The following is a 22,069-nucleotide window of genomic DNA, read 5'->3' on the forward strand; positions in this document are numbered from 1 at the left end:
TCCATGACCGATACGATTTTCCCCAAGGGCGATCTGATGAAGGGCAAGCGCGGCCTCATCATGGGCGTCGCTAACAAGAATTCCATCGCCTGGGGCATTGCCCAGCAGCTTGCGGCCCAGGGCGCGGAACTGGCCTTTTCCTATCAGGGCGAAGCGCTGGAAAAACGCGTGCGCCCGCTGGTGGAAAGCCTGGGGCAGGAGCCTTTCATGCTCTCTGCCGATGTCACCGACGATGCCTCAATGGATGCCTGCTTTGCGGCCATCGAGAAGAAATGGGGCAGGATGGACTTCCTCGTCCATGCCATCGCCTTTGCCGGCAAGGACGAGCTCGTCGGCTCCTTCACCGAGAACACCACGCGTGAGGGCTGGCGCCGGGCACTGGAAATCTCGGCCTTCTCTTTCGTCGATGCCGGAAAACGCGCCTCCCGCCTGATGACGGATGGCGGGTCGATGGTAACGCTCACCTATCTCGGATCGGAGCGCGTCGTCCCGTCCTACAATGTCATGGGCGTGGCCAAGGCCGCGCTGGAAGCCTCCACTCGCTATATGGCGCGCGATCTCGGCCCGTCGGGCATTCGCGTCAATGCGCTTTCAGCCGGTCCGATGCGGACCCTCGCCATGGCCGGGATTTCCGGCGGCAAATCTCTCATGCGCACGGGCCGCGAATGGTCGATGATGAAGGAAGACACCCGCATGGAAGGCGTTGCGGGCGCGGCGCTCTACCTCCTGTCTGATCTCGGCCATTCCTGCACGGGCGAAACCCTGCACGTTGATGCCGGTTTCCACGCCGTGGCGGTACCGAGCATGGATGATGATGACGAGTAGGCCCTGAACAGACACATGAAAGTCAAAACCCCGCCGGATCGCTCCAGCGGGGTTTTTCATTTCCGGTGTGGCTGGATCAATCGCTCGCGCTGTCAGCCGATTCACCCTCCGGCACATCCTCAGCCGCATCACGCCCGGTCGGATCCACTTCCGGTAAAACCCAGGTGTTCAGCCAGTCAATGCTCTCTGCCAGAACGTGCAGCACGCTTTCGCGCCCGCGATAGCCATGGCTTTCATAGGGCAGCATGACGAGGCGTGCGGTCCCGGCATTGCCCTTCACCGCCGCGAACATGCGCTCGGACTGGATCGGATAAGTGCCCGAATTATTGTCGAGCTGACCGTGGATCAACAGGATCGGCTCGTTTATGTCGTCCGCATGCATGAAGGGGGAAAGCTCGAAATAGGTTTCCGGCGCTTCCCAGAAAGTCCGCCGCTCCGACTGGAAGCCGAACGGCGTCAATGTCCGGTTATAGGCCCCGGACCGGGCAATGCCGGTGCGGAAAATATCACTGGCGGCCAGAAGGTGCGCGGTCATAAAGGCCCCGTAGGAATGCCCGGCCACAGCCACGCGTTGCCCGTCGCCGAATCCGCGGCGCACCGACTCTGCGACCGCTGCTTCAGCTGACAGCACCAATTGTTCGATGAAAGTGTCATTCACTGTTTCCGGATCATCTCCGACCACCGGCATGGTGGCATTTTCCATGAGCGCATAGCCTTGTGTCACCAGGAAGCGCGGGCTGGTTCCGGCGACGCGCGTGAATTCGTAAGGCGAACCCCGCACCTGTCCGGCGGTGGCCGCATCATTGTATTCAAGCGGATACGCCCAGATCAGAAGCGGAAGAGTCGCTCCCTCCTCATGATCGGCCGGCAGATAGAGTGTCGCTGACAGCGGCACACCATCCGCGCGCTCATAGGTAATCAGCTCGCGTGAGATCTCGTTGAGCTGCGGGTGCGGGTTGGGGAAGTCGGTGATAAAACGCGGCTCTCCCTGTCCATGCAGACGCACATTCGGCGGCGTTTCCGGGTCTTCATAGGAGGTCAGGAATACCGGTCCATCAGTCTCCACCAGGCCGATGACCCGTTCGAAATTCTCACCGCTATTGCGCCACAGCTCTTCCGTCTCGAACGTCTCGAAGCTCACCCGGTTCAGGAATGGCCGGTTGCCATCGGGCGTTGCCCCATTGCCGGTGTAGTAAAGATACCCGTCTACAACCGCTGCAACACTGCGACCGTATTCATTCCGCATCGTTTCCGGAGAGCCCGGATCGGCATAGGCGTCCTGCAGATTGCGTTCCTCGGCCAGACGTGGCTCAGCGCCACCTTCCGCAAAATCAACCACCCAACGCCGGATGATCCGTGTATCGCGATCATACTCTACGGCAATGCCCATCTGGCCTTCAGAAGTAAACTGGGTGCCGTAATAGCGATCTTCAAATCGCGCGATTTCCATCGGCTCGCCATCAAAAGGAGCTTCGAGCGCCCAGACGCTGTCTCTTTCATCCGTCTCGACGCGTGGATCGCCTCCGTCCTGCGCCTCGGCCCACACGACACGGGCTGGATGAGAGGCCTGCCAGCCAACACTGCGGCGGCCCGTAATGACACCACCGATCGGCACATTGTCTGCTATCGGCTGACGCGCAATCTCCGAAATTTCATTGCCATCAAGATCAATCACATAGGTGCGGTCGGCAAAGCCCGCCCAGTTCACATCATAGGAGAAAGGCTGCTGCATCGCCCCGATCAGGATCATCTCACCGCCCGGTGCCGGGTCGGCGGAATAAATCAGATCCGGATTGCCCACAGGGCGCGGACGGCCCCGGCGGGCATCGGCCAGCACAAGCTGGCTGGTAGCCATCCAGGCAAACAGCGCCGCATCATGACTGTCGGTCAGCAAATCCTGATAGGTGCGAACCGGCGCTTCATATCCGCCCGCCTCCTGAATGACCGGCCCTTCCGGCACCAGCGGCCGCTGCGGCATCGGACCGCGATTGGATGGCACCATACTCACCAGCAGCGTCTCGCTGTCCGGCATCCAGCTGACCGGATCGAACACCGCATTGATTCCGCTCGGGATCACCTCACGCGCCCGGGCGCGCTGAACATCCGCTACCCATAAAGACAGCGTATTGCCCTGCGTCACGACAAAGGCGGCATAGCGCCCGTCCGGCGACCAGTCGAAATTTGAAAGACCGATATCTTCCGGTAATTCGATGGCGCGCTCCTCGCCTGTGGTGACGTCGATCACAGACAGGCCGATGGCGGTTCGCGGGCCGTGTCGTCCGTTAGTTGCCGCATCAAGGCGCAGCCCGGCCAGTCGTTCCATCGGCCGCGCCAGCTCCGATACGGGCGGCAGATCCTCGCGGTGAATCAGCAGAAGGTGGCGACGGTCGGGCGAAAACGTCGTCCATGGCGCAGCCGGGGCATCAACAATATCGACGATGTCCTGAGGCGGAAGGCGGTAACTATCGTCCTGCGCGGCAGCGCCGCTGGCAATGAGGCCGGCACAACCGGCAAGTGTGAGAATCTGGCGGATCACTTCATGTCTCCCGATGATCTTTGAATTCAATCATAGGGGGCGAAGCGGACAGGTCCAGCAATCCTGCCGGTATTTAGCTCAATTGCCGTCTTGCGCGACCGCCTCCATGCGGCTCACCAGCCGCCCGCGAAAGGCGCGGAACGCCTCAATCCGGCTGTCAGGATGGCCGTATTCTTCAGCCATTTCTATGGCCCGGTCGATCTCTGTTATCGCGGCTGCAAAGCGCTGCGCAGTACCCAGCGCGTTGGCGCGGACGGCAACCACCTCGACATTCTCCGGAAACCGCCGCTATCCTGAGCGGCATAAGGTGGTTTATCTGGGGCTATTCGCTCTCGAGTCGTCCAACCAGCCTTTCGCGGTAATTTCTGAACGCGTCAATGCGGGTCAGGTCGTGACCACTATCAATCCCATGGGCGATCGCCTCATTGATGGCTTCGATAGCGGGCTCGGTTTGACCTGATGCTGCGAACGCAAACGCAATAAAGGCTCGCGTTTCAGTATTATCAGGATCGTATTCGACCATTTTTTCGAGGATCACTGAGGCTGCTTCACCATGGCCGTCGCGGGCGAGATCAATAGCGGTGACACCAACATCAAACCAGTATGGCGCAAACCTCCAGCCTAGCTCGCTTTGCCTGCGGTCGAACAATTCGCCAGCTGCTGCTGCACCGTAAGTTCTCGCAGCCTCGGCCAGCTCACGATCAAATCCCCAAGCTGGAAAGAGGGACATAAAGATCTCGTGCAGGCTGGCTGTCACGTTGGTAAAATGATCTGTGCTTTGCGTGATACGATAGCTCCAGTCGAGCGAGTCTGGTGCGCGCGCTTCCAGCAATTCCGCAAACAGCGAGCCGTCGGGAACCGTCGCCCCGCCATCGGTTTCACCGACGCTCATATACAGAAAAGCATCCATCGTTCGGCCGGCATCGAAAAAAGCATTGGCGCGTTCGAATAAAACACGGTCCGCCACCCAAGTGCTGGACCCAAGCGCGACGTAAGCATCGAAAAGATCAGGGTCGGTGAACAGTTGGTTGAGCACCAAAACACCGCCAAAGGAATGACCGAAGAAAACGCGTCCTTCACCAACGCGGTATCGGCTTTCGACTTCCGGAATCCATTCCGCGGCCACATGGCGCAAATATCGGTCACCTTGCCCGGACTCCGCAAAATTCGGGTCCTCGCGCGGCACAAAATCTCGATTGCGCGAGACGTTCACAGCGCCCACGACAATCAATTCGGGGATGCTCCCGTGGTGCGATAAATACTCCACCCATTCAGCCATCAGCGGGAAGTTCCAGTCCGCATCTGAAACGTAGAGGACGGGATATTCGTTCTGAACCTCCCTGGCGTAACTCTCAGGCATCCGCACAAGGAATTCGCGTGTTTCACCCAGAATGCTGGAGTCTAATTCAAAGCGTTCGGTGCGGTTGCCAGCATCGATCGGATTGGCGAAGGCGGGCGCGGCGACCGCCAAAAAGATGTGAACAATCAGGAGGCGAGCAAACATTCCGAAACTCCGGTGTGGGAAAGGTCTTCCAAATAGAGCACCCGGATTTTGTCCTGTATTGTAAAATCCTGCCTAGAGGTTGGCCCAATCAACGAAGGCGGCGGGTGTCATGCCTGTTCGGCGCCTGAACGCATGCGTCAGATGGCTTTGATCGCAGAAGCCGCATTCCGTAGCCGTTTCCGCGATCTGCATGCCCTCGCTCAACAGGCCTTTGGCTGTCTCGATTCGATTGCGCACAAGATAATCGTGCGGTGAAGTCCCGAAACTCGCGGAAAACTTGCGGATAAATCGGCCAAGGCTCAGCCCGGCATGGTTTGCCAGTTTGGGAACCGAAGCCCGCGCCGCCGCGGGCCCGTGCATTAGGTCAAGAATATCATCCAGTAAGACTCGCCCCAATTCGGGCTGGGGAAGTGGCCGCTTAGCCGGGTGCGCATCTGCGAGACGGCGGGCAATCTGATCAACTAGGAGGGAGACGTCCTCAAAAGCCTTCGCCTTGACGCTTTCGTACAAACTGGCGGCCAGTTCAATCAAGACGGCTTCATTGCAGATAAAATAGCGGGCTATGCCTGTTTCCTCGCCCAGACCCAGCTCCATTCGCTCCCGGCCGACGCGCCGGGGATCCAAATGCAGATGCAGGGCATCCGTCCGACCGTGCCAATCAATAATCTCCGGTTCTCCGGCGGGATATAGACCCACCTCCCCGGCGCGAACTACGCCGACCTGCCGTCCCCAGGCCCCTACGCGTTCCACGCGGCTCGCGCTGGACGGATAAAAAGTCAGGCAGTGCCAGCGCCGATACGGCAACTGCATACGACAGCCATTTGAACGCTGGAGCTCAATGCTGAAATCCGTTTCCATCACCGGTCGATGGCAAAGAAATCCAGGCGTTGCGAATTTCATAACGCCGATACTATCAGCGCGGAACGCCGGCAGATCAGGATCGGACATTCGTGCGCAAACCGTCATGCAATAAAAATGGCCCGGAACAATGTCCGGGCCAATTAAATTTTCCGAGAGAAAAAGGACTATTCCTCTTCGTCGCCGTCTTCTTCCTTGATGTCCTTGCCGGTTTCCTGATCGACAACTTTCATCGACAGGCGGACCTTGCCGCGGTCATCAAAGCCCATCAGCTTCACATAGACTTCGTCACCTTCGGCAACGACGTCCTTGGGATGGCTGACGCGCTCATTCTTCATTTGGGAGACGTGAACCAGACCGTCTTTCGGACCGAAGAAGTTCACGAAAGCGCCGAAGTCCATGACCTTGACGATCTTGCCCTTGTAGATATGGCCGACTTCCGGCTCGGCCGTCAGGCCGTGGATCCAGTCAAGCGCGGCGCGGATGGCCTTGGCGTCAGAGGACGAGACCTTGATCACACCATCATCATTGACATCGACCTTGGCACCGGTGACTTCCACGATCTCGCGGATCACCTTGCCGCCGGTGCCGATCACATCACGGATCTTGTCGGTCGGAATGGTGATCGTCTCGATGCGCGGTGCATACTCACCGACTTCTTCGCGGGCGGTGCCGAGTGCCTCATTCATCTTTTCGAGAATGTGCATGCGGCCGCCCTTGGCCTGCGCCAGAGCCGTCTTCATGATGTCTTCGTTGATGCCGGCAATCTTGATGTCCATCTGCAGCGAGGTAACGCCTTCCGACGTGCCCGCGACCTTGAAGTCCATATCGCCGAGATGATCCTCATCCCCGAGAATGTCGGAAAGAACGGCAATACCGTCGGGATCCTTGATCAGACCCATGGCGATGCCGGAAACCGGACGCGTGATCGGCACACCGGCATCCATCAGGGCGAGCGAGGCACCACACACCGTCGCCATGGAGGACGAGCCGTTGGATTCCGTGATCTCGGAAACCAGGCGGATGGTGTAGGGGAAGTTTTCTGCCGACGGCAGAACCGCATTCACCGCACGCCAGGCCAGCTTGCCATGGCCGATTTCGCGGCGGCCCGGAGCCAGACGGAAGCTGGTCTCGCCAACCGAATAGGGCGGGAAGTTGTAGTGGAGCATAAAGCGCTCCTTGTACGTCCCCGTCAGCGCGTCGATGAATTGCTCATCCTCGCCCGTCCCCAACGTGGCCACGACCAGACCCTGCGTTTCACCGCGGGTGAAAAGGGCAGAACCGTGCGTGCGAGGCAAAATGCCGGCTTCGGCAACAATGGTGCGGACTTCGTCCAGCTTGCGGCCATCAATCCGTTTGCCGGTCTTGATGATGCCACCACGGACGATGGAGGACTCCACACCCTTCAAAACGTCAGCGAGGACATTGCCCGGAACACCGTCCGGATTGTCTTCGCTCTGGCCGAGTTCGGCCTTCGCCTTGTCCTTGGCCGCGCCGACAGCCGCATAACGCTCGGTCTTGTCGGTGATCGTATAGGCCGCAGCCAGATCGGCTTCGACCAGCTTGCGGACCTTGGCTTCCAGGTCGGAATGATCTTCCGGCTGATAGTCCCACGGCTCCTTGGCACATTTTTCTGCCAACCGGATGATGGCATCAATCACGGGCTGGAACGCTTCATGACCGAACATCACAGCGCCGAGCATGATTTCTTCGGACAGCTCTTTGGCTTCCGATTCCACCATCATCACGGCATCGCCAGTGCCGGCGACAACCAGATCGAGCGCGCTGTCTGCAACATCATCGCAGAGCGGGTTCAGCACATATTCGCCATTCATATAGCCAACACGCGCCGCGCCGATCGGGCCCATGAAAGGCAGACCGGAAATGCACAGCGCTGCTGAAGCGCCGATCATGCCGACGATATCCGGATCATTCTCCATATCGTGCGACAAGACCGTCAGCATCACCTGGACTTCATTCTTGAAGCCTTTCGGGAAGAGCGGACGGATCGGGCGGTCGATCAGGCGGGAAGTCAGCGTTTCCTTTTCGGTCGGCCGGCCTTCGCGCTTGAAGAAGCCGCCCGGTATTTTCCCGGCGGCGAAGTATTTTTCCTGATAATTGACCGTCAGCGGGAAAAAGTCGGCTCCCGGCTTGACCGCCTTGACGCCGACAGCGGTCGCCAGAACAGTTGTCTCACCATAGGTGATCATGACAGCGCCGTCCGCCTGGCGGGCGACCTTGCCGGTTTCCAGGGTTAGCTCACGGCCGCCCCATTCAATCGTTTCTTTGTGTATCTCAAACATCTCGTGCGTGCTTTCGTCCCGTACGTCGTCTCAACCAGCGATTAGCGGCGGAGGCCCAGCTTCTTGATCAAAGCCTGATAACGTGCCTCATCCTTGCCTTTCAGATAGTCCAGCAGCCTGCGGCGCTGGGATACCATCTTCAGAAGACCACGGCGGGAGTGATTATCCTTCTTGTGGGTTTTGAAATGCTCCGTCAGATTCGCGATACGTTCGGTCAGGATAGCCACCTGGACTTCCGGAGACCCCGTATCGCCCTTCGTCTGGGCATTTTCGGAAATAAGCGCACTCTTGCGCTCTTGCGTTACCGACATCGGACTTTCCTTTCTTGCCCCCTCTTGGGGCTCTAGAGGCTGTGATTGAAAACGCGCGACGGAACAAATTTTCCCGCCTGCGCATCTCCCAGAGCGACCGCCATCCCGCCGTGCATCGCGACCGCCAATCGAGACCCGTCTTTTCCGGAAAGATCACGAGGACGCCTTTGGGCACGAAGCTCCTGCGCAATACGCGGGAGCAGGACGATGGACCGCCCCTGCCTTAAATGAGAAACCTCCTCCTCGGTTACGGCCAGTGCCGGGATGTCGTCCAGCGCGGTCTCAACCGGGGCAAGCCCCTCAAAAGCGCGGCCCTTATGGGCCAAATCTGCCAATTCGTCCAGCGATATGGCAGCAGACTCTTCAAACACACCGACTGCGGTCCGGCGCAGGCTGGAAATATGCCCTTCCGTGCCGAGCTTTTGCGACAGATCGCGGGCAATGGCGCGCACATAGGTGCCCTTTCCGCAATCCATTTCGAAGACGGTTTCATCCACCGAGGGAGCATCGACAATATCCAGACGGTCAATCCGGACCGGACGCGCGGCAATTTCGACCTCCTCACCGGCCCGGGCAAGGTCATAGGCGCGTTCGCCATCAATCTTGATGGCCGAATATTTCGGCGGAATCTGCTCGATATCGCCGACAAAATCCGGCAACGCTGCCTTTATGGCCTCGATATCGGGTCGAGTGTCCGACGTTGCAACGGTCTTGCCTTCCGCATCCAGCGTATCGGTGGAAACGCCCCAGCGGATGGCGAATCGATAGGTCTTGCCGGCCTCCTGTGCAAAAGACACGGTCTTCGTGGCCTCCCCCAGCGCAATGGGCAGCATGCCCGTCGCCAGCGGGTCCAGCGTCCCGGCATGGCCCGCCTTTTTTGCATCAAACAGGCGGCGCACGGCGGACACGGCCTGCGTCGAGGTCATGTCCAGCGGCTTGTCCAGCAACACCCAGCCATGAATATCCTGTCCGCGCTTGCGGCGGCCCATCAGTCTTCATCCTCCCCGGCAAGCCCCGGATCCAGATCGCGTTTTACCGAAGGGCTGGCCAGAAGGTCGTCAATCCGGCTCGCCTGATCAAACCGGTCATCGGCGATAAAGCGCAGCTCGGGCGTGTATTTCAGCTCGATCTCGCGGCCCAGCTGCCCGCGCAGAAAACTTGCGCAGCGATTCATGGCTTTTGCGACCACATCCCTGTCGCCCTGGGCAAGCGGGGCCACATAGACCCGTGCTGCCTTGAGGTCGGGCGAGGTGCGGACCTCTGTAATGGTCACGTCAACCCCGGCCAGGTCATGATCCCGCAGCTCCTTGCGCTGCAGGATTTCAACCAGCGTGTGCCGGATCAGCTCACCGGCACGCAGCTGTCTCTGGGAAGGCATTTTGGCGCCCGCATGGGGCGATCCGTGGCGGGTCATGAAAACCTCATTCTCGAAAGCCCGGATTCGAACCGGCGCATTCGCTTTTGAAAAGGGCGCGCGGTCTAGCGTCTCGGACGGCTGAACGCAAGTCTAACACGGCTGTCAGCTTTATCGCAGCTTTGTGATTGGCGAAGCCGGCTCCCTGCCCGCTAGCTATTGCCCAACAGGGAGAACATGATGAATCGTCTGAAAATTGCAATAATCGCGAGCGTTGCGAGCATGGCTTCTATTGCAGGTGCACAGGATGCCGCGCCTGCCCGTCACACTGCTGATGCCTGGTTGGCCGCCTATCAGGCGCAGGATTTTGAAGCCGCCCGCGAATTCCTGACCGATGAATCGGTTTTCATCGACCCGACGTCATTTGGCCGGGAGAATTTTGGCGAGCCGATCAACTGGACAGGACCGGATGCCATTATCAACGGGATCTCCAGCTGGGGGCTGGTCAATGGTGAATACCGCTTCGACCGCGTTTATGAATCGCCGGGGCGGGTCATCTACGATGGCAATGTTCTGGTGACCTATGGCAACGGTGCTCAATATGACTACCCGATCATCACCATTGTAACCGTCTCCGATGGTCGTCTGGTTGAACATCGGGATTACACTGACTTTGACGGCGCGGTTCGCGTTGAATCCAACTGACACCCGGAGAATAAGATGAAGAACATTATATTTGCTGTCACCGGCAGCCTGCTTGTATCCGCCGGGGCGTCCGCTCAGGATTCGGATGCCGAAACCCGCGCCGCGGTTGACGCATATATGGCGCATTATTCCGCCGCTGAATTCGATGCGATGGAAGCCTATATGGCCGAGGATGTCGTATTTGTGGACCCGACCGCAACCGGTATGGGCGAAGCCGGCATGGTCCATCATGGCCGAGCGGACATCATGGAGGCGCTGCGAGAATTTGCCGCGCAAAACAACCCGATTGGTCTCAACTTCGAGTGGGACACCGTATTTGAAAGCAATGACCGCTATGTGTTCATGGGGCGGGTCAACGCGACCTATCCGGTTGATCAGGAGGGCATGGTGTTCCGTTGGTCAGCCCCGCAAACCACCGTCATCCATATGAGCGGCGGGTTTGTCGTCGAGCAATATGACTTTGCCGATTATGAAGGCGCTGAACAGGGACTGGTTCCCGCAAACTGGCAGGACTAATGAACCCAGAAGCGCGGCGTGAACAGGATCAAAACGCCGCGCCTCAGGCCGTCTACCACCATCCGGTCAGAGTTTGCGTTCGACTTCCTCGACTTCAAAGCACTCGATGAGGTCGCCTTTCTGGAGGTCCTCATAATTCTCGAATGCCATGCCGCACTCTGTGCCGGCACGAACTTCCGGGACTTCGTCCTTGAAGCGTTTGAGCGTTTTCAGCTTGCCTTCGTGAATGACAGTATCATCGCGCAACAGGCGAACGCCCGAGCCACGCTTCACAACACCTTCGGTCACACGGCAGCCTGCCACCTTGCCGGCCTTGGAAATATTGAAGACTTCCAGGATTTCGGCATACCCGATGAAGGTTTCGCGCTTCTCCGGTGCTAGCATGCCTTCCAGCGTGCCTTTCACATCATCAAGAATATTGTAGATGATGGAATAATACCGGATCTCGACGCCTTCGGCTTCGGCCATCTGACGGGCCTGCTTGTTGGCGCGGACATTAAAGGCAAAAACCGGCGCACCGGACGATTTGGCAAGCAGGATATCGGATTCATTCACGCCGCCTGCAGCACCATATATGACCCGAGCCTTGACCTCGTCATTGCCGATTTTTTCCAGCGACTGCGCAATGGCTTCTGCAGACCCCTGTACATCGGCTTTCACCACCAGCGGCATTTCCTGGATTTCGCTCGACTTGAGGCGCGCCAGCATTTGCTCGAGCGATGCGCCGCCTGCACCGGTTGCGGACACAGACTGGCGCTTCTGCCGCTGACGATAATCAACGATTTCACGGGCCCGGGCCTCGCTTTCGACAACCGCAAACAACTCGCCCGGCTCGGGTGCGCCATCCAGACCGAGAATTTCGGCAGGTTGTGACGGCCCCAATTCCTTGAGCTGCTGGTTGCGCTCGTCGATCATAGCCCGCACACGGCCCCATTGTGCCCCGGCAACCACGATGTCACCGCGCTTCAATGTGCCGCGCTTGACCAGAACCGTGGCCACAGATCCGCGGCCCTGTTCAACCTGGCTTTCAACCACGACACCATCTGCGGCGCGGTCGGGATTGGCTTTCAGTTCGAGCAATTCCGCCTGCAGCGTGATCGCATCGGTCAGCTCCTGCAGGCCGGTCTTTTTCAGGGCCGAAACCTCGATGGCCTGGGTCTCGCCACCCATGCTTTCAACCACCACTTCGTGCTGAAGCAGATCTGTCAGGACCTTTTGCGGATTGGCACCTTCGCGATCCATCTTGTTGATCGCGACAATGATCGGCGCACCCGCGGCCTGGGCGTGTTTGATCGCCTCGACCGTTTGCGGCATGACGCCGTCATCGGCGGCCACGACCAGGATCACGATATCGGTCGCCTGTGCCCCGCGTGAACGCATGGATGAAAAGGCGGCATGGCCCGGCGTGTCGAGGAAGGTGATCTTGTCACCGGACTTCAGCTTCACCTGATAGGCACCGATATGCTGCGTGATGCCGCCCGCTTCGCCGGCAACCACATCCGTCGCCCGCAAGGCGTCCAGCAGCGAAGTCTTGCCGTGGTCCACATGGCCCATGACGGTCACGACCGGCGGTCGCGGCTTCTTGCTGTCTTCCGGATCATCATCCGCAATAAAGCCTTCTTCGACGTCAGATTCCGAAACGCGTTTCGCAATGTGGCCGAAATCCTCGATGATCAACTCGGCGGTATCGAGATCAAGCACGTCATTCACGCGGACCATCTGGCCCTGCTTCATCAGGTATTTGACAACATCCGCCGCGCGCTCGGCCATACGGACAGCCAGTTCCTGGACTGTTATGGCCTCCGGCAGGACGACTTCACGCTGGATCTTGTCGCGGTCACCGCCTTGCTGACGGCGCTGTTTTTCACGCTCACGCGCCCGGCGCACGGACGCCAGCGAGCGCTGACGATCCTCGTCACCATCCAGAATATTCTGGATGGTCAGCTTACCGGAACGGCGGCCATGATCGGCTTTGGCACGGCTTTTTTCCGGGGCAGCACGTCCGGGGCCTGGCGCACCTTTCTTTTTGACGCGTCCGCCCATCGCTTCCAGCATGGCGTCCGCATCATCAATGTCATGATCCTTGGGCTTGTCTTTGGTTTTAGGGCCCTCGCGGCGGGCGGGGGCCACGTCATCAGGATCGCCCTTCGCGGGCGCAGCAGCGGCAGCAGCCGCTGCGGCAGCCTCCGCCTCGGCTTCGGCCCGGCGGCGCTCGGCTTCTGCGGCTTCTTCGGCTTCCCGGCGCTGCTTTTCTTCCAGCAGACGCTGTTCTTCCTGCGCGCGCTGGGAGCGTTCGGCCTCGGCGGTTTTGCGGCTCTCTTCCTTTTGCGCGGCTTCGGCGCGGGCACGCTGGATAGCGCGCTGGCGCGACAGCAGCTCTTCTTCGGACAGGCCGAGTTCACGGGCCTTGGCGGCCAGCGGTGTTTCGCCCTTCCTCTGGGTCGCGCCCGGCTGCGGTTTGCCCGGAGCCTTAGACGCGCCGCCCTGTTGAGGGGTCGCGACGCGCTTACGCTTTTTCTCGACTACCACAGATTTGGAGCGGCCGCGCGCAAAGCTTTGCTGCACGGTGCCTGACCCTCCGCGATTGAGCGAAAGAGGCCGGCGGCCGGAACCACCCTGATTACGATCGTCGTTGTCGCTCATGCGAACCTTTCAACACGGCCTATTCCGGGCATTTCGCTGGCGGCCGATCAACCAGCGTCCCGTTTTCAAGTCAACAAGGCTTGAAGGCCCGCTAAACTAGCCACCTTCAAGCCGGATTCAACCACTCTCACCCGCTTTCGTCGCCGGATCGATGATCCGGAAGCCCGAAAGCCGCGTCATGACCTCTCCAAAAGCCCGCCCCTGCGGACCATTGGAAAGCACTGCATGGACCACACTATCGCGTCCGGCAGCCTGTCCGAGTTCTGCAGCGGTAAAACATCCCGCCACGGGAATCTCGCCCCATTTCGCCGCGGCCAGGCGGTCCAGCTTGCCCCGGCCATCAGCCGCGCCATCGCTGGCTTCGATCCGCCAGGCCGGCCGTTCCGCCTTCAGCGACAGCCGGACCGCGTCCATTCCCGCCGCCAGCGCCCCGGCCTTACGCGCCAGCCCGACAAAGGACAGGGCGCGTGCCGCCAGAAGCTTTTCAACGTCATCGGCCAGGCCGGCCGGCGTTTTTGCCCCCTCCAGCGCCCGCGCCAGCTTGCCTTTTTTTATGGCCAGATCGACCGATATCCGGTCCGCACTGACCCAGGCACCGCGCCCCGGCAATTTGACCGCGATGTCCGGCACCACATTTCCTTCGGGGTCAGCCACAAAGCGGATCAGCCCGCTTTCCGGTCCACTTGTCCCCCTGACAATGCAGCGCCGTTCGCGCATGATCGCTCCGGAACTCAGTCCTTCGCCTCTTCCTCTTCGTCGACCGGCGCATCCAGATCAACACCCAGCGCCGCCGCTTCCGCATCCAGCGCATCCAGATCCATATCGGCGATGTCCACTTCCGTATCACCCTCATCTTCGCTGGCTTCTTCGGCTTCCGGCTGCGGCAGGTCGTCTTCGGAGATCCAGCCGGCCGCAACCCGGGCCTTGAGGATCAGCATTTCCGCATCTTCCTGCGACAGGTCGAATTCTTCCAGTATACCCGGCTCGCGGACCCGCGCGCCATCCCGGGTTTCAAACCAGCCGCGCAGATCATCGGGCGTGAACCCGGCCAGATCATCAGCCGTTTTGACCTCGTTTTCACCCAGCTTGACCGCTATGGCGAGATCAATACCGTCGACTTCCAGCAGGCTGTCTTCTACGCCCAACTCGGTCCGCTTGGCATCCTGGGCGGCGGCCAGCTTGTCGAGATGCTCCTTGGCGCGCGTCTGGATCTCGACGGCCGTGTCATCGTCAAAGCCCTCGATGATCGCGATTTCACCGAGATCAACATAGGCCAGCTCTTCGACGCTCTCGAAGCCCTCTGTTGCCAGAAGCTGGGCGATGACCTCATCCACATCAAGTGCATCCATGAAGATCGCCGTACGCTCGGCAAATTCCTTCTGGCGGCGCTCCGACTCTTCCTGCTCGGTGAGAATGTCGATGGACCAGCCGGTCAGTTGCGACGCCAGACGCACATTCTGGCCCCGCCGGCCAATGGCCAGCGACAACTGGTCATCCGGCACCACAACCTCGATACGCTGATCTTCCTCGTCGAGGACAACCTTGGCCACTTCGGCCGGCTGAAGCGCGTTCACGATGAAGGTCGCCGGGTCATTATTCCACGGAATGATATCGATCTTCTCGCCCGCAAGTTCCGACACAACAGCCTGGACGCGCGAACCGCGCATACCCACACAGGCGCCGACAGGGTCGATCGAGCTGTCATTCGAAATCACGGCGATCTTGGCACGGGAACCCGGATCACGGGCCACGGCCGGAATTTCGATGATGCCTTCATAAACTTCCGGCACTTCCTGGGCGAACAGGGCCGCCATGAAGTCAGGATGCGCGCGCGACAGGAAGATTTGCGGCCCGCGTGTCTCGCGGCGGACATCATAGATATAGGCCCGGACCCGGTCGCCATTCTTCAGGTTTTCGCGCGGAATACCGTCATTGCGGCGGATTATGCCCTCGGCCCGCCCCAGATCAATAAACACATTGCCGTATTCGACGCGCTTGACGATCCCGTTGAGAATTTCGCCCACGCGGTCCTTGTATTCTTCATATTGGCGCTCGCGCTCGGCATCGCGCACTTTCTGCGTAATGACCTGCTTGGCCGTCATCGAGGCCACACGGCCGAACTCAATCGGCGGCAATTCTTCAGAGAAGACGGTTCCGATTTCAGCGTCAGGATCAATTTTCTTTGCGTCAGCGAGGCTCATTTCCTGAGCGTCATTTTCGACTTCCTCGACCACCGTCGTGTGGCGGGTCAGAGACATTTCACCCGTCTTCGGGTCGATTTTGGAGCGAATGTCCAGCTCGGCCCCGTAGCGCGAGCGGGCCGCTTTTTCGATTGCCTCTTCAATGGCTTCAATGACGATACGTTCATCAATGGACTTTTCATGCGCCACGGCCCGGGCAATGGCGAGCATTTCGGTCTTGTTTGCACTGACGCCGATATTCATGGCGTGTCTCCACTTGCTTCATCCGAGCCGGATGGCGCACCGCGCGCCGCCAGGTCGGCCTTGATCAATTCATCGGTGAGAACGAGTTTGGCATCTGCGATCCAGTCGAACGGGATCATCGCCGTTTCGTCCTCATTGGGCAGGTCAATCAGCACCGAACCGTCTTCGAAGCCGGCGAGCTGACCGCTAAATCTCTTCTGTCCCTCAACCAGCCTGTCGAGCTCCAGCTTGGCCTTGAATCCTTCCCATCGCGCAAAATGCGCGGGCAGGGTCAGGGGCCGGTCGATACCAGGCGACGACACTTCCAGATGATACTCGCCCGCTATGGGGTCGGTTTCCTCGAGCAGGTCCGACAAGCTGCGCGACAGCTTCGCACAATCCTCGACATTCATCGTGCCGTCCAGTTTTTCAGCCATGATCTGGACCGTCTGCACTTTTCCCGACTTCACGCGGATACGGACAATTTCCATATCCAGCGCTTCAGCCACCGGCAGGGCCAGTGTCAGTATCGCCTCATCCTGTGCGGTGCGGGTGCGCAAACGCCGCCCTCCGTTTCAGCCAATAAAAACGGCGGCCCCGGTGAGGAGCCGCCGATAAGCGCTATCCAGCACTAATCGAACGTGTGGGAGGGGATATACGCGCTAAGCGCCCAAAGCGCAAGAACATGGACACACCCGCAAGAAATCAAAAAACACCGGCGCACAATCGCCGAGATTCTTGGTTTCATAACGGGTTGTCAGATGATCTTGCGGCGGGTGGCGCCAGTCAGATGCCTGCGTGGCCTGCCATTCCAGCCCGGATGTGCGCCTTAAAATCGAGAGCGCGTGATTGGCATAAGCTTTGACATCTGTGGCCACACGCAGGCTTCCGCCCGGCTTTAACAGCCGCACAAATTCAGCCGCAGTCTCGTCCTGCACGAAACGCCGCTTGGCATGGCGCGCCTTGGGCCATGGGTCCGGGAAGAGCAGATATATCCGGTCCAGACACTGGTCCGGCATGCGCTCCATCACATCACGCGCATCGCCTTCATACAGACGGACATTATCCAATCCGGCCGCGTCAATCTGCGTCAGCGCCTTGGCGACACCATTGATGAAGGGCTCAACACCCAGATATCCGGCATCTGCGTGCCGGGCGGCCTGCCCGGTCAGATGTTCACCGCCGCCAAATCCGATCTCGAGCACATGGGCAGATTTGCCTGGAATCAGCTTCGCAGGCTCCACCGGCCCGGCGGCCGGAATGGCGATTTGCGGTAGCAAATCATCCACAAGCCCCTGCTGCCGGTCCGACAGGGTGCGTGATTTGGTCCGCCCGAATGTCCGGAGACGCTTGTCTTCAGGCAATCGATTTGAGCTCGTCGACAAGATCAAGCTTTTCCCAGGAAAAACCGCCATCATCGTCAGCGCCGCGGCCGAAATGGCCATAAGCGGCGGTGCGGGCATAGATCGGGCGTGACAGGCCGAGGCGTTCGCGAATACCGCGTGGCGAGAGGTTGGCCATCTGCATCAGCGCCTCTTCCACACGGGTTTCGTCCACCTGCCCGGAACCGTGGAAATCCACATAGAGCGAGAGCGGCTTGGAAACACCAATGGCATAGGAGACCTGGATCGTGCATTTTTTTGCCAGCCCCGCCGCGACAACATTCTTGGCCAGCCAGCGGCAGGCATAGGCTGCCGAGCGATCGACCTTTGTCGGGTCCTTACCGGAAAAGGCACCCCCGCCGTGGGGGGCTGCGCCGCCATAGGTATCGACGATAATCTTGCGACCGGTCAGGCCCGCATCCCCATCCGGTCCGCCAATGACGAAATTACCGGTCGGGTTGACGTAAAACTCGTCTTCCGCCGGAAACCAGCCGTCGGGGAGCACGCCGGCAACGATCGGCCGAACCAGCTCGCGAATATCAGCAGGTGTGAAACCATCCTGATGCTGCGTGGACACAACAACCGATGTCACGCCGACAGGCTGGCCGTTTTCATACCGCAGCGTAACCTGGGACTTGGCATCGGGTTCGAATTCGGGGCGCTCGCCGTTTTTGCGCTGACGTGCCATTTCCTTCAGGATTTTATGAGAATACAGGATCGGCGCCGGCATAAGCTCGGGTGTCTCATCGGTTGCATAACCGAACATGATGCCCTGGTCGCCGGCCCCCTCATCCTTGTTGCCCGAAGCATCAACGCCCATGGCAATATCGCTGGATTGTTCATGCAGGTAATTGGAAAACTCGGCTGTGCGCCAGTGAAACCCATCCTGTTCATAGCCGATATCACGCACCGCAGCGCGGGCGACGCCTTCGATCTCGTCCGCATGCACCGGATTGGACGAACGGACCTCCCCGGCCAGAACGATGCGGTTGGTTGTCGTCAGCGTTTCACAAGCAACGCGCGCTTCCGGATCGCGGCCTAGATAAAGGTCCACTACGGCATCTGAAATGCGGTCACAGACCTTGTCAGGATGTCCCTCGGACACACTCTCGGAAGTGAAGATGTAGGATTTCCGGCTCACAGCGCTCCGCCTTTCATATAAGGATATCTTTATATGATGAGCCGATTACGCGCTTCCAGCCCCGCTGGCAACCAAATGTCAGCGGATTTTAGCAGAAATATCAGTCGCTGCCGTTTTCGGCTTCGTCTTCATCGGCCAGAGACCGGACCAGTTCCAGCACCCGGCGGCGCACTTTCGGCGTTTTGATCCGGGAAAACGCTTCGGCCAACGCCACCCCGTCAGAGCTCTGGATGAAATCATAGACGATCGGACTTTGTTCGGTCTCGGCAACGCCGCCAGCCGCCACACCCGTCAACCCATCAAAGAAGAAATTTACCGGGACATCCAGCACATTGGCCAGACTGTAGAGCCGGCTGGCACCGATGCGGTTGGCCCCGCGCTCGTATTTCTGTACTTGCTGAAACGTCACGCCAAGCTCGTCGCCAAGCTTTTCCTGGCTCATTTTCATCAATTGGCGTCGCAAACGGACACGAGAGCCGACATGCGCATCAATTTGATTCGCTTCGCGCGGATTTCGTTTCATAGCCATCCCCCGGTTATGAAGAGTATGTGACAGGTCCCTATCCCCATCAAGTAACCTAAATTTTTTGTAAGACTAGCCATAATTACAGACTTTCCTGTGAATTTCTATTTCTGAAATTGCCGCTGAATTACAATCGCAGAAACAATGAATATACTTAAGATGTACAGGACCCAGAACAATAAACCGGAAGTAATCTGGTAGGTGGTCGGCGCTGCTGCCAGCGGAAGCGCGACATCTGTGATGCCGTCATATCTCCGGTCAATCCGGGCCGGCATGCGCCCATAGGGGTCAATCACGCCGGAAAACCCGCGGGAGGCCGACCGGATGATCGGCAAGCCATTTTCGATTGCCCGGTAACGGGTAATGTTCAGATGTTGTCTCGGCCCTGCAGTAGGGCCGAACCATGCATCATTCGAGATATTGAGAATCCAGTCCGGCCGGCCCGCTCCGCCCGGAACAATTCCCGAGAAGACCGCTTCGTAGCAAATCATGGGAAAGAAGGCCGGGGCATCCGCATTCTCCAGCGTTGTGAACTCCGGCCCCGGTGAATATCCGGCGACCAGCTCCTGGAGCGGCCTAACTCCAAAAGATGAAATGAGATTTCCCAGCGGAACATACTCGCCGAAGGGCACCAGGAGCACCTTGTCATAGAGCCCCGTCACGCGCGGGCGTTCCTCGGAAAATGTCATGGAAACCAGCGAGTTATAGTAGCGATACTCATCGCTGGCAGTCCGCTCCCGCCGCGGTGTTCCGGCCAGTAGCGTCTGCCCCTGCGTCAGGATTTCCGTGAGCGCCGCAATCGAGACGCTGTCCTCGATAAGAAACAAGGGCAGGGCACCTTCCGGCCAGATCACATGGGTGACATCGTCAATACCTTCAGAGGCCGTCAATTCAAGATACCGGGTGCGGACAGGAGCCTCACCTCCCGGAGCCCACTTGTCCCGTTGGTCGACATCGACATTGACGAGACGGAAGGTCAGGTCCGGCTGGTACCGGACATCAGCCTGACCAAGCCGTTGCGTCCCGCCGGCATAAAGCGCAGCCAGCACCAGGAGGCTGATCAATACCGGAAGCCGTTTCTGTGTCTCCGACCCTTGCCCGGCCAGTGCCGCGGGGCTGGAAAACACGAGCAGGGCAATGAAGCTGAGACCCCAGGCGCCGAACCACGCGGCAGATTGTGAAACCGCCCCGCCCGCGGGGAAAACATGGGCTGGAAGATTCCAGGGAAACTGGGTGAATGGCAGTCCTTTCGCCGCCTCCGCCGCCAGAATAACCACGGCAAACGCCAGGACACGGACAGGGCCACGGAGCTTCAGCTTGGTATAGAGCGCACCAGCCAGTCCCCAGAATGCCGCAAGAAACGCCCCGCCTCCAATCGCCACCAGCGGCCCGAAGAAGACATAGGCCCCGCCCCGGTTCCAGAATGCAAATGCAACCCAGAAAACACCGATCCCGAGATAGGCCCAGGCAAACAGAAAGGCACGCCAGAAACCGGACCGGCCCGGCTTTTCAGCATCGACAGACACATCCAGAAGCCAGATGAGCCCGGTCTGACCTATGATCAGTGCCGGAAAGAAATAGATTGGAGACGCCGACAGGCCGGAAAACAGTCCCAGCGCGGCAAGCACAATCCACGCCTTTTCCGGTGGCAGGGTCATGAGCCCGTTACGGAGCCGGTCCGGGGTCAGATGATTGAGGAAGTCCCGGCCGCGGGCTATGGCAATCATGCGGGCTCCCAGGCGTTTTCGTCCCCGCCTGCACGACGTGTCCGCTTACGGACTCTCAAGCGTTTGATGCGGCGCGGATCGGCATCCAACACTTCAAATTCAAGGCCGGCCGGGTGGAAAATCATCTCCCCGCGCTCCGGAATCCGTCCGGCCACCATGAACACCAGGCCACCGAGCGTGTCGATGTCATCGTCCTCACCCTCGTCGAGAATGGAATAGCCGGTAATCTGCTCCAATTCCTCAATGGTCGCGCGGGCATCAGCAACCCAGACGCCTGTGCCCTTGGCAACAATGCCCGGCGTCGCCTCATCATCATGCTCATCTTCGATATCGCCAACGATCGGCTCGAGCAGGTCCTCCAGCGTGACCAGCCCGTCTGTACCGCCGTATTCATCGACAACCAGCGCCAGGTGCATGCGCCTCGCCTGCATCCGCAAAAGCAGATCAATCGCCCGCATGGATGGCGGAGCAAACAGAAGCGGCCGGCGGATGTCTTTCAATATCCGGCGGTCAGCCCAGCTCTGGCCGGGGTCAGACACAACCGGCACCAGCTGCGCCATCACATCCTTGATGTGTGCCACGCCGAGCGGATCATCCAGCGTTTCACGGTATATCGGCAGCCGCGAATGCGCTGCTTCCGAAAAGGCCGGAATCAACTCACCCAGCGGTGTGTTGACCTCGATGCCGACAATATCGGCACGCGGCACCATGACATCCGCCACCTGCATCTGATCGAACATAAGAACATTGGCGGCAAAGCCGTTCCGGTCGGCCTCCGCCGGAATTTCACCACCCGCCCGGCCCAGAATGCGCGCCAGGCGCGCCCGCCAACTTCGACTGTTTACGTCGCCGCTCATGGCTGATCTCCCGCATAGGGATCGGCAATTTTCATGTGTTGGAGCGCTTTGCGCTCAATGGATTCCATCTGCTCTGCTTCCGCCTCCGTCTGGTGATCATAGCCCTGAAGATGCAGGAAACCATGCACGACCAGATGCGCAATATGGTGCTCTATCGGAATAGACGTTTCTTGCGCCTCGCGAAAGACTGTTTCCTGTCCCAGCGCAATGTCGCCGAGATGATCTTCGTCACCCGGCGCTGCGGGGAAGGATAATACATTGGTGGGCTTTGCCTGGTCCCGGAACCGGAAATTCAAATCTTTCAAGGCGGCGTCATCCGTAAAAAGAAGGCAGAAGGATTTCGCCGGGAGACCGCCCGACTCCCTTGCGGCTGCGGCTATCGCCGCATCACAGAGATCCTTCAGCGTGTCTTCCGGTGGCCAGCCCTCTGTTTCCACTATCAGGTCAAACGGCACTTGCAT

Annotated in this window: 21 protein-coding genes; 3 read left to right on the forward strand and 18 right to left on the reverse strand. The window is 59.3% G+C overall.

Annotated elements, in window-relative coordinates; all coding sequences use genetic code 11:
- Window positions 1-3 precede the first annotated feature (3 nt).
- Entirely contained in the window at window positions 4-825 is an 822-nt protein-coding gene (locus tag DBR16_RS12410) for an enoyl-ACP reductase FabI (protein WP_109261545.1), read from the forward strand.
- Between the two features lie 76 nt (window positions 826-901).
- Here DBR16_RS12410 and DBR16_RS12415 read toward each other — a convergent pair whose 3' ends face one another.
- The 8 genes from DBR16_RS12415 to rbfA form a co-directional block, all read right to left on the reverse strand.
- On the reverse strand, window positions 902-3,361 hold the full coding sequence (locus tag DBR16_RS12415) for a prolyl oligopeptidase family serine peptidase (protein WP_109261546.1): 2,460 nt from the start codon (window positions 3,359-3,361) through the stop codon (window positions 902-904).
- A gap of 78 nt (window positions 3,362-3,439) precedes the next feature.
- Window positions 3,440-3,625, reverse strand: coding sequence for a hypothetical protein (locus tag DBR16_RS12420; RefSeq protein ID WP_109261547.1), 186 nt, complete (start codon window positions 3,623-3,625; stop codon window positions 3,440-3,442).
- 58 nt (window positions 3,626-3,683) lie between these two features.
- Window positions 3,684-4,865 carry an alpha/beta hydrolase gene (locus DBR16_RS12425; RefSeq protein WP_109261548.1) on the reverse strand — a complete coding sequence of 394 codons (1,182 nt, stop codon included), beginning with the start codon at window positions 4,863-4,865 and terminating at the stop codon, window positions 3,684-3,686.
- A 72-nt stretch (window positions 4,866-4,937) separates the two neighbouring features.
- On the reverse strand, window positions 4,938-5,813 hold the full coding sequence (locus tag DBR16_RS12430; protein ID WP_161539508.1) for a helix-turn-helix domain-containing protein: 876 nt from the start codon (window positions 5,811-5,813) through the stop codon (window positions 4,938-4,940).
- A 77-nt stretch (window positions 5,814-5,890) separates the two neighbouring features.
- Window positions 5,891-8,026 carry a polyribonucleotide nucleotidyltransferase gene (gene pnp, locus DBR16_RS12435; RefSeq protein ID WP_109261550.1) on the reverse strand — a complete coding sequence of 712 codons (2,136 nt, stop codon included), beginning with the start codon at window positions 8,024-8,026 and terminating at the stop codon, window positions 5,891-5,893.
- A gap of 41 nt (window positions 8,027-8,067) precedes the next feature.
- On the reverse strand, window positions 8,068-8,337 hold the full coding sequence (gene rpsO, locus DBR16_RS12440) for a 30S ribosomal protein S15 (protein ID WP_109261551.1): 270 nt from the start codon (window positions 8,335-8,337) through the stop codon (window positions 8,068-8,070).
- Window positions 8,338-8,369: 32 nt separating this feature from the next.
- The gene (gene truB / locus DBR16_RS12445; RefSeq protein ID WP_109261552.1) at window positions 8,370-9,326 is read right to left on the reverse strand and encodes a tRNA pseudouridine(55) synthase TruB; all 957 of its coding nucleotides are present in this window, start codon (window positions 9,324-9,326) and stop codon (window positions 8,370-8,372) included.
- Complete coding sequence (gene rbfA / locus DBR16_RS12450; protein WP_233347827.1) at window positions 9,326-9,715, reverse strand: 30S ribosome-binding factor RbfA; 390 nt, start codon at window positions 9,713-9,715, stop codon at window positions 9,326-9,328. Before rbfA ends, truB begins: the two co-directional genes overlap by 1 nt.
- A gap of 258 nt (window positions 9,716-9,973) precedes the next feature.
- Between rbfA and DBR16_RS12455 the strand changes: the two genes are divergently transcribed.
- Complete coding sequence (locus DBR16_RS12455) at window positions 9,974-10,396, forward strand: nuclear transport factor 2 family protein (RefSeq protein WP_161539509.1); 423 nt, start codon at window positions 9,974-9,976, stop codon at window positions 10,394-10,396.
- A 15-nt stretch (window positions 10,397-10,411) separates the two neighbouring features.
- Window positions 10,412-10,912: a nuclear transport factor 2 family protein gene (locus DBR16_RS12460; protein ID WP_109261555.1), complete on the forward strand. Its 501-nt coding sequence runs from the start codon at window positions 10,412-10,414 to the stop codon at window positions 10,910-10,912.
- Window positions 10,913-10,978: 66 nt separating this feature from the next.
- Here DBR16_RS12460 and infB read toward each other — a convergent pair whose 3' ends face one another.
- The 10 genes from infB to ybeY form a co-directional block, all read right to left on the reverse strand.
- Window positions 10,979-13,555, reverse strand: a complete 2,577-nt coding sequence (gene infB / locus DBR16_RS12465) for a translation initiation factor IF-2 (RefSeq protein WP_109261556.1) — start codon at window positions 13,553-13,555, stop codon at window positions 10,979-10,981.
- Window positions 13,556-13,672: 117 nt separating this feature from the next.
- Window positions 13,673-14,272, reverse strand: a complete 600-nt coding sequence (locus DBR16_RS12470; protein ID WP_109261557.1) for an RNA-binding protein — start codon at window positions 14,270-14,272, stop codon at window positions 13,673-13,675.
- A gap of 14 nt (window positions 14,273-14,286) precedes the next feature.
- Entirely contained in the window at window positions 14,287-15,999 is a 1,713-nt protein-coding gene (gene nusA / locus DBR16_RS12475; RefSeq protein ID WP_109261558.1) for a transcription termination factor NusA, read from the reverse strand.
- Window positions 15,996-16,538: a ribosome maturation factor RimP gene (gene rimP, locus DBR16_RS12480; protein WP_109261559.1), complete on the reverse strand. Its 543-nt coding sequence runs from the start codon at window positions 16,536-16,538 to the stop codon at window positions 15,996-15,998. Before rimP ends, nusA begins: the two co-directional genes overlap by 4 nt.
- A 102-nt stretch (window positions 16,539-16,640) precedes the next feature.
- The gene (gene trmB, locus DBR16_RS12485; protein WP_233347829.1) at window positions 16,641-17,342 is read right to left on the reverse strand and encodes a tRNA (guanosine(46)-N7)-methyltransferase TrmB; all 702 of its coding nucleotides are present in this window, start codon (window positions 17,340-17,342) and stop codon (window positions 16,641-16,643) included.
- Window positions 17,335-18,501 carry a methionine adenosyltransferase gene (metK, locus tag DBR16_RS12490; protein WP_109261560.1) on the reverse strand — a complete coding sequence of 389 codons (1,167 nt, stop codon included), beginning with the start codon at window positions 18,499-18,501 and terminating at the stop codon, window positions 17,335-17,337. Before metK ends, trmB begins: the two co-directional genes overlap by 8 nt.
- A 100-nt stretch (window positions 18,502-18,601) precedes the next feature.
- Window positions 18,602-19,024: a helix-turn-helix domain-containing protein gene (locus DBR16_RS12495; RefSeq protein ID WP_109261561.1), complete on the reverse strand. Its 423-nt coding sequence runs from the start codon at window positions 19,022-19,024 to the stop codon at window positions 18,602-18,604.
- 104 nt (window positions 19,025-19,128) lie between these two features.
- The gene (gene lnt / locus DBR16_RS12500; RefSeq protein ID WP_109261562.1) at window positions 19,129-20,751 is read right to left on the reverse strand and encodes an apolipoprotein N-acyltransferase; all 1,623 of its coding nucleotides are present in this window, start codon (window positions 20,749-20,751) and stop codon (window positions 19,129-19,131) included.
- Window positions 20,748-21,608: a hemolysin family protein gene (locus tag DBR16_RS12505; RefSeq protein ID WP_109261563.1), complete on the reverse strand. Its 861-nt coding sequence runs from the start codon at window positions 21,606-21,608 to the stop codon at window positions 20,748-20,750. Before DBR16_RS12505 ends, lnt begins: the two co-directional genes overlap by 4 nt.
- Window positions 21,605-22,069 (reverse strand): rRNA maturation RNase YbeY, encoded by a 465-nt coding sequence (gene ybeY / locus DBR16_RS12510; RefSeq protein WP_109261564.1) that lies wholly within the window; start codon window positions 22,067-22,069, stop codon window positions 21,605-21,607. The genes DBR16_RS12505 and ybeY overlap by 4 nt, the downstream gene beginning before the upstream one ends.

The organism is Hyphobacterium indicum, assembly GCF_003129605.1.
GTDB lineage: Bacteria > Pseudomonadota > Alphaproteobacteria > Caulobacterales > Maricaulaceae > Hyphobacterium > Hyphobacterium indicum.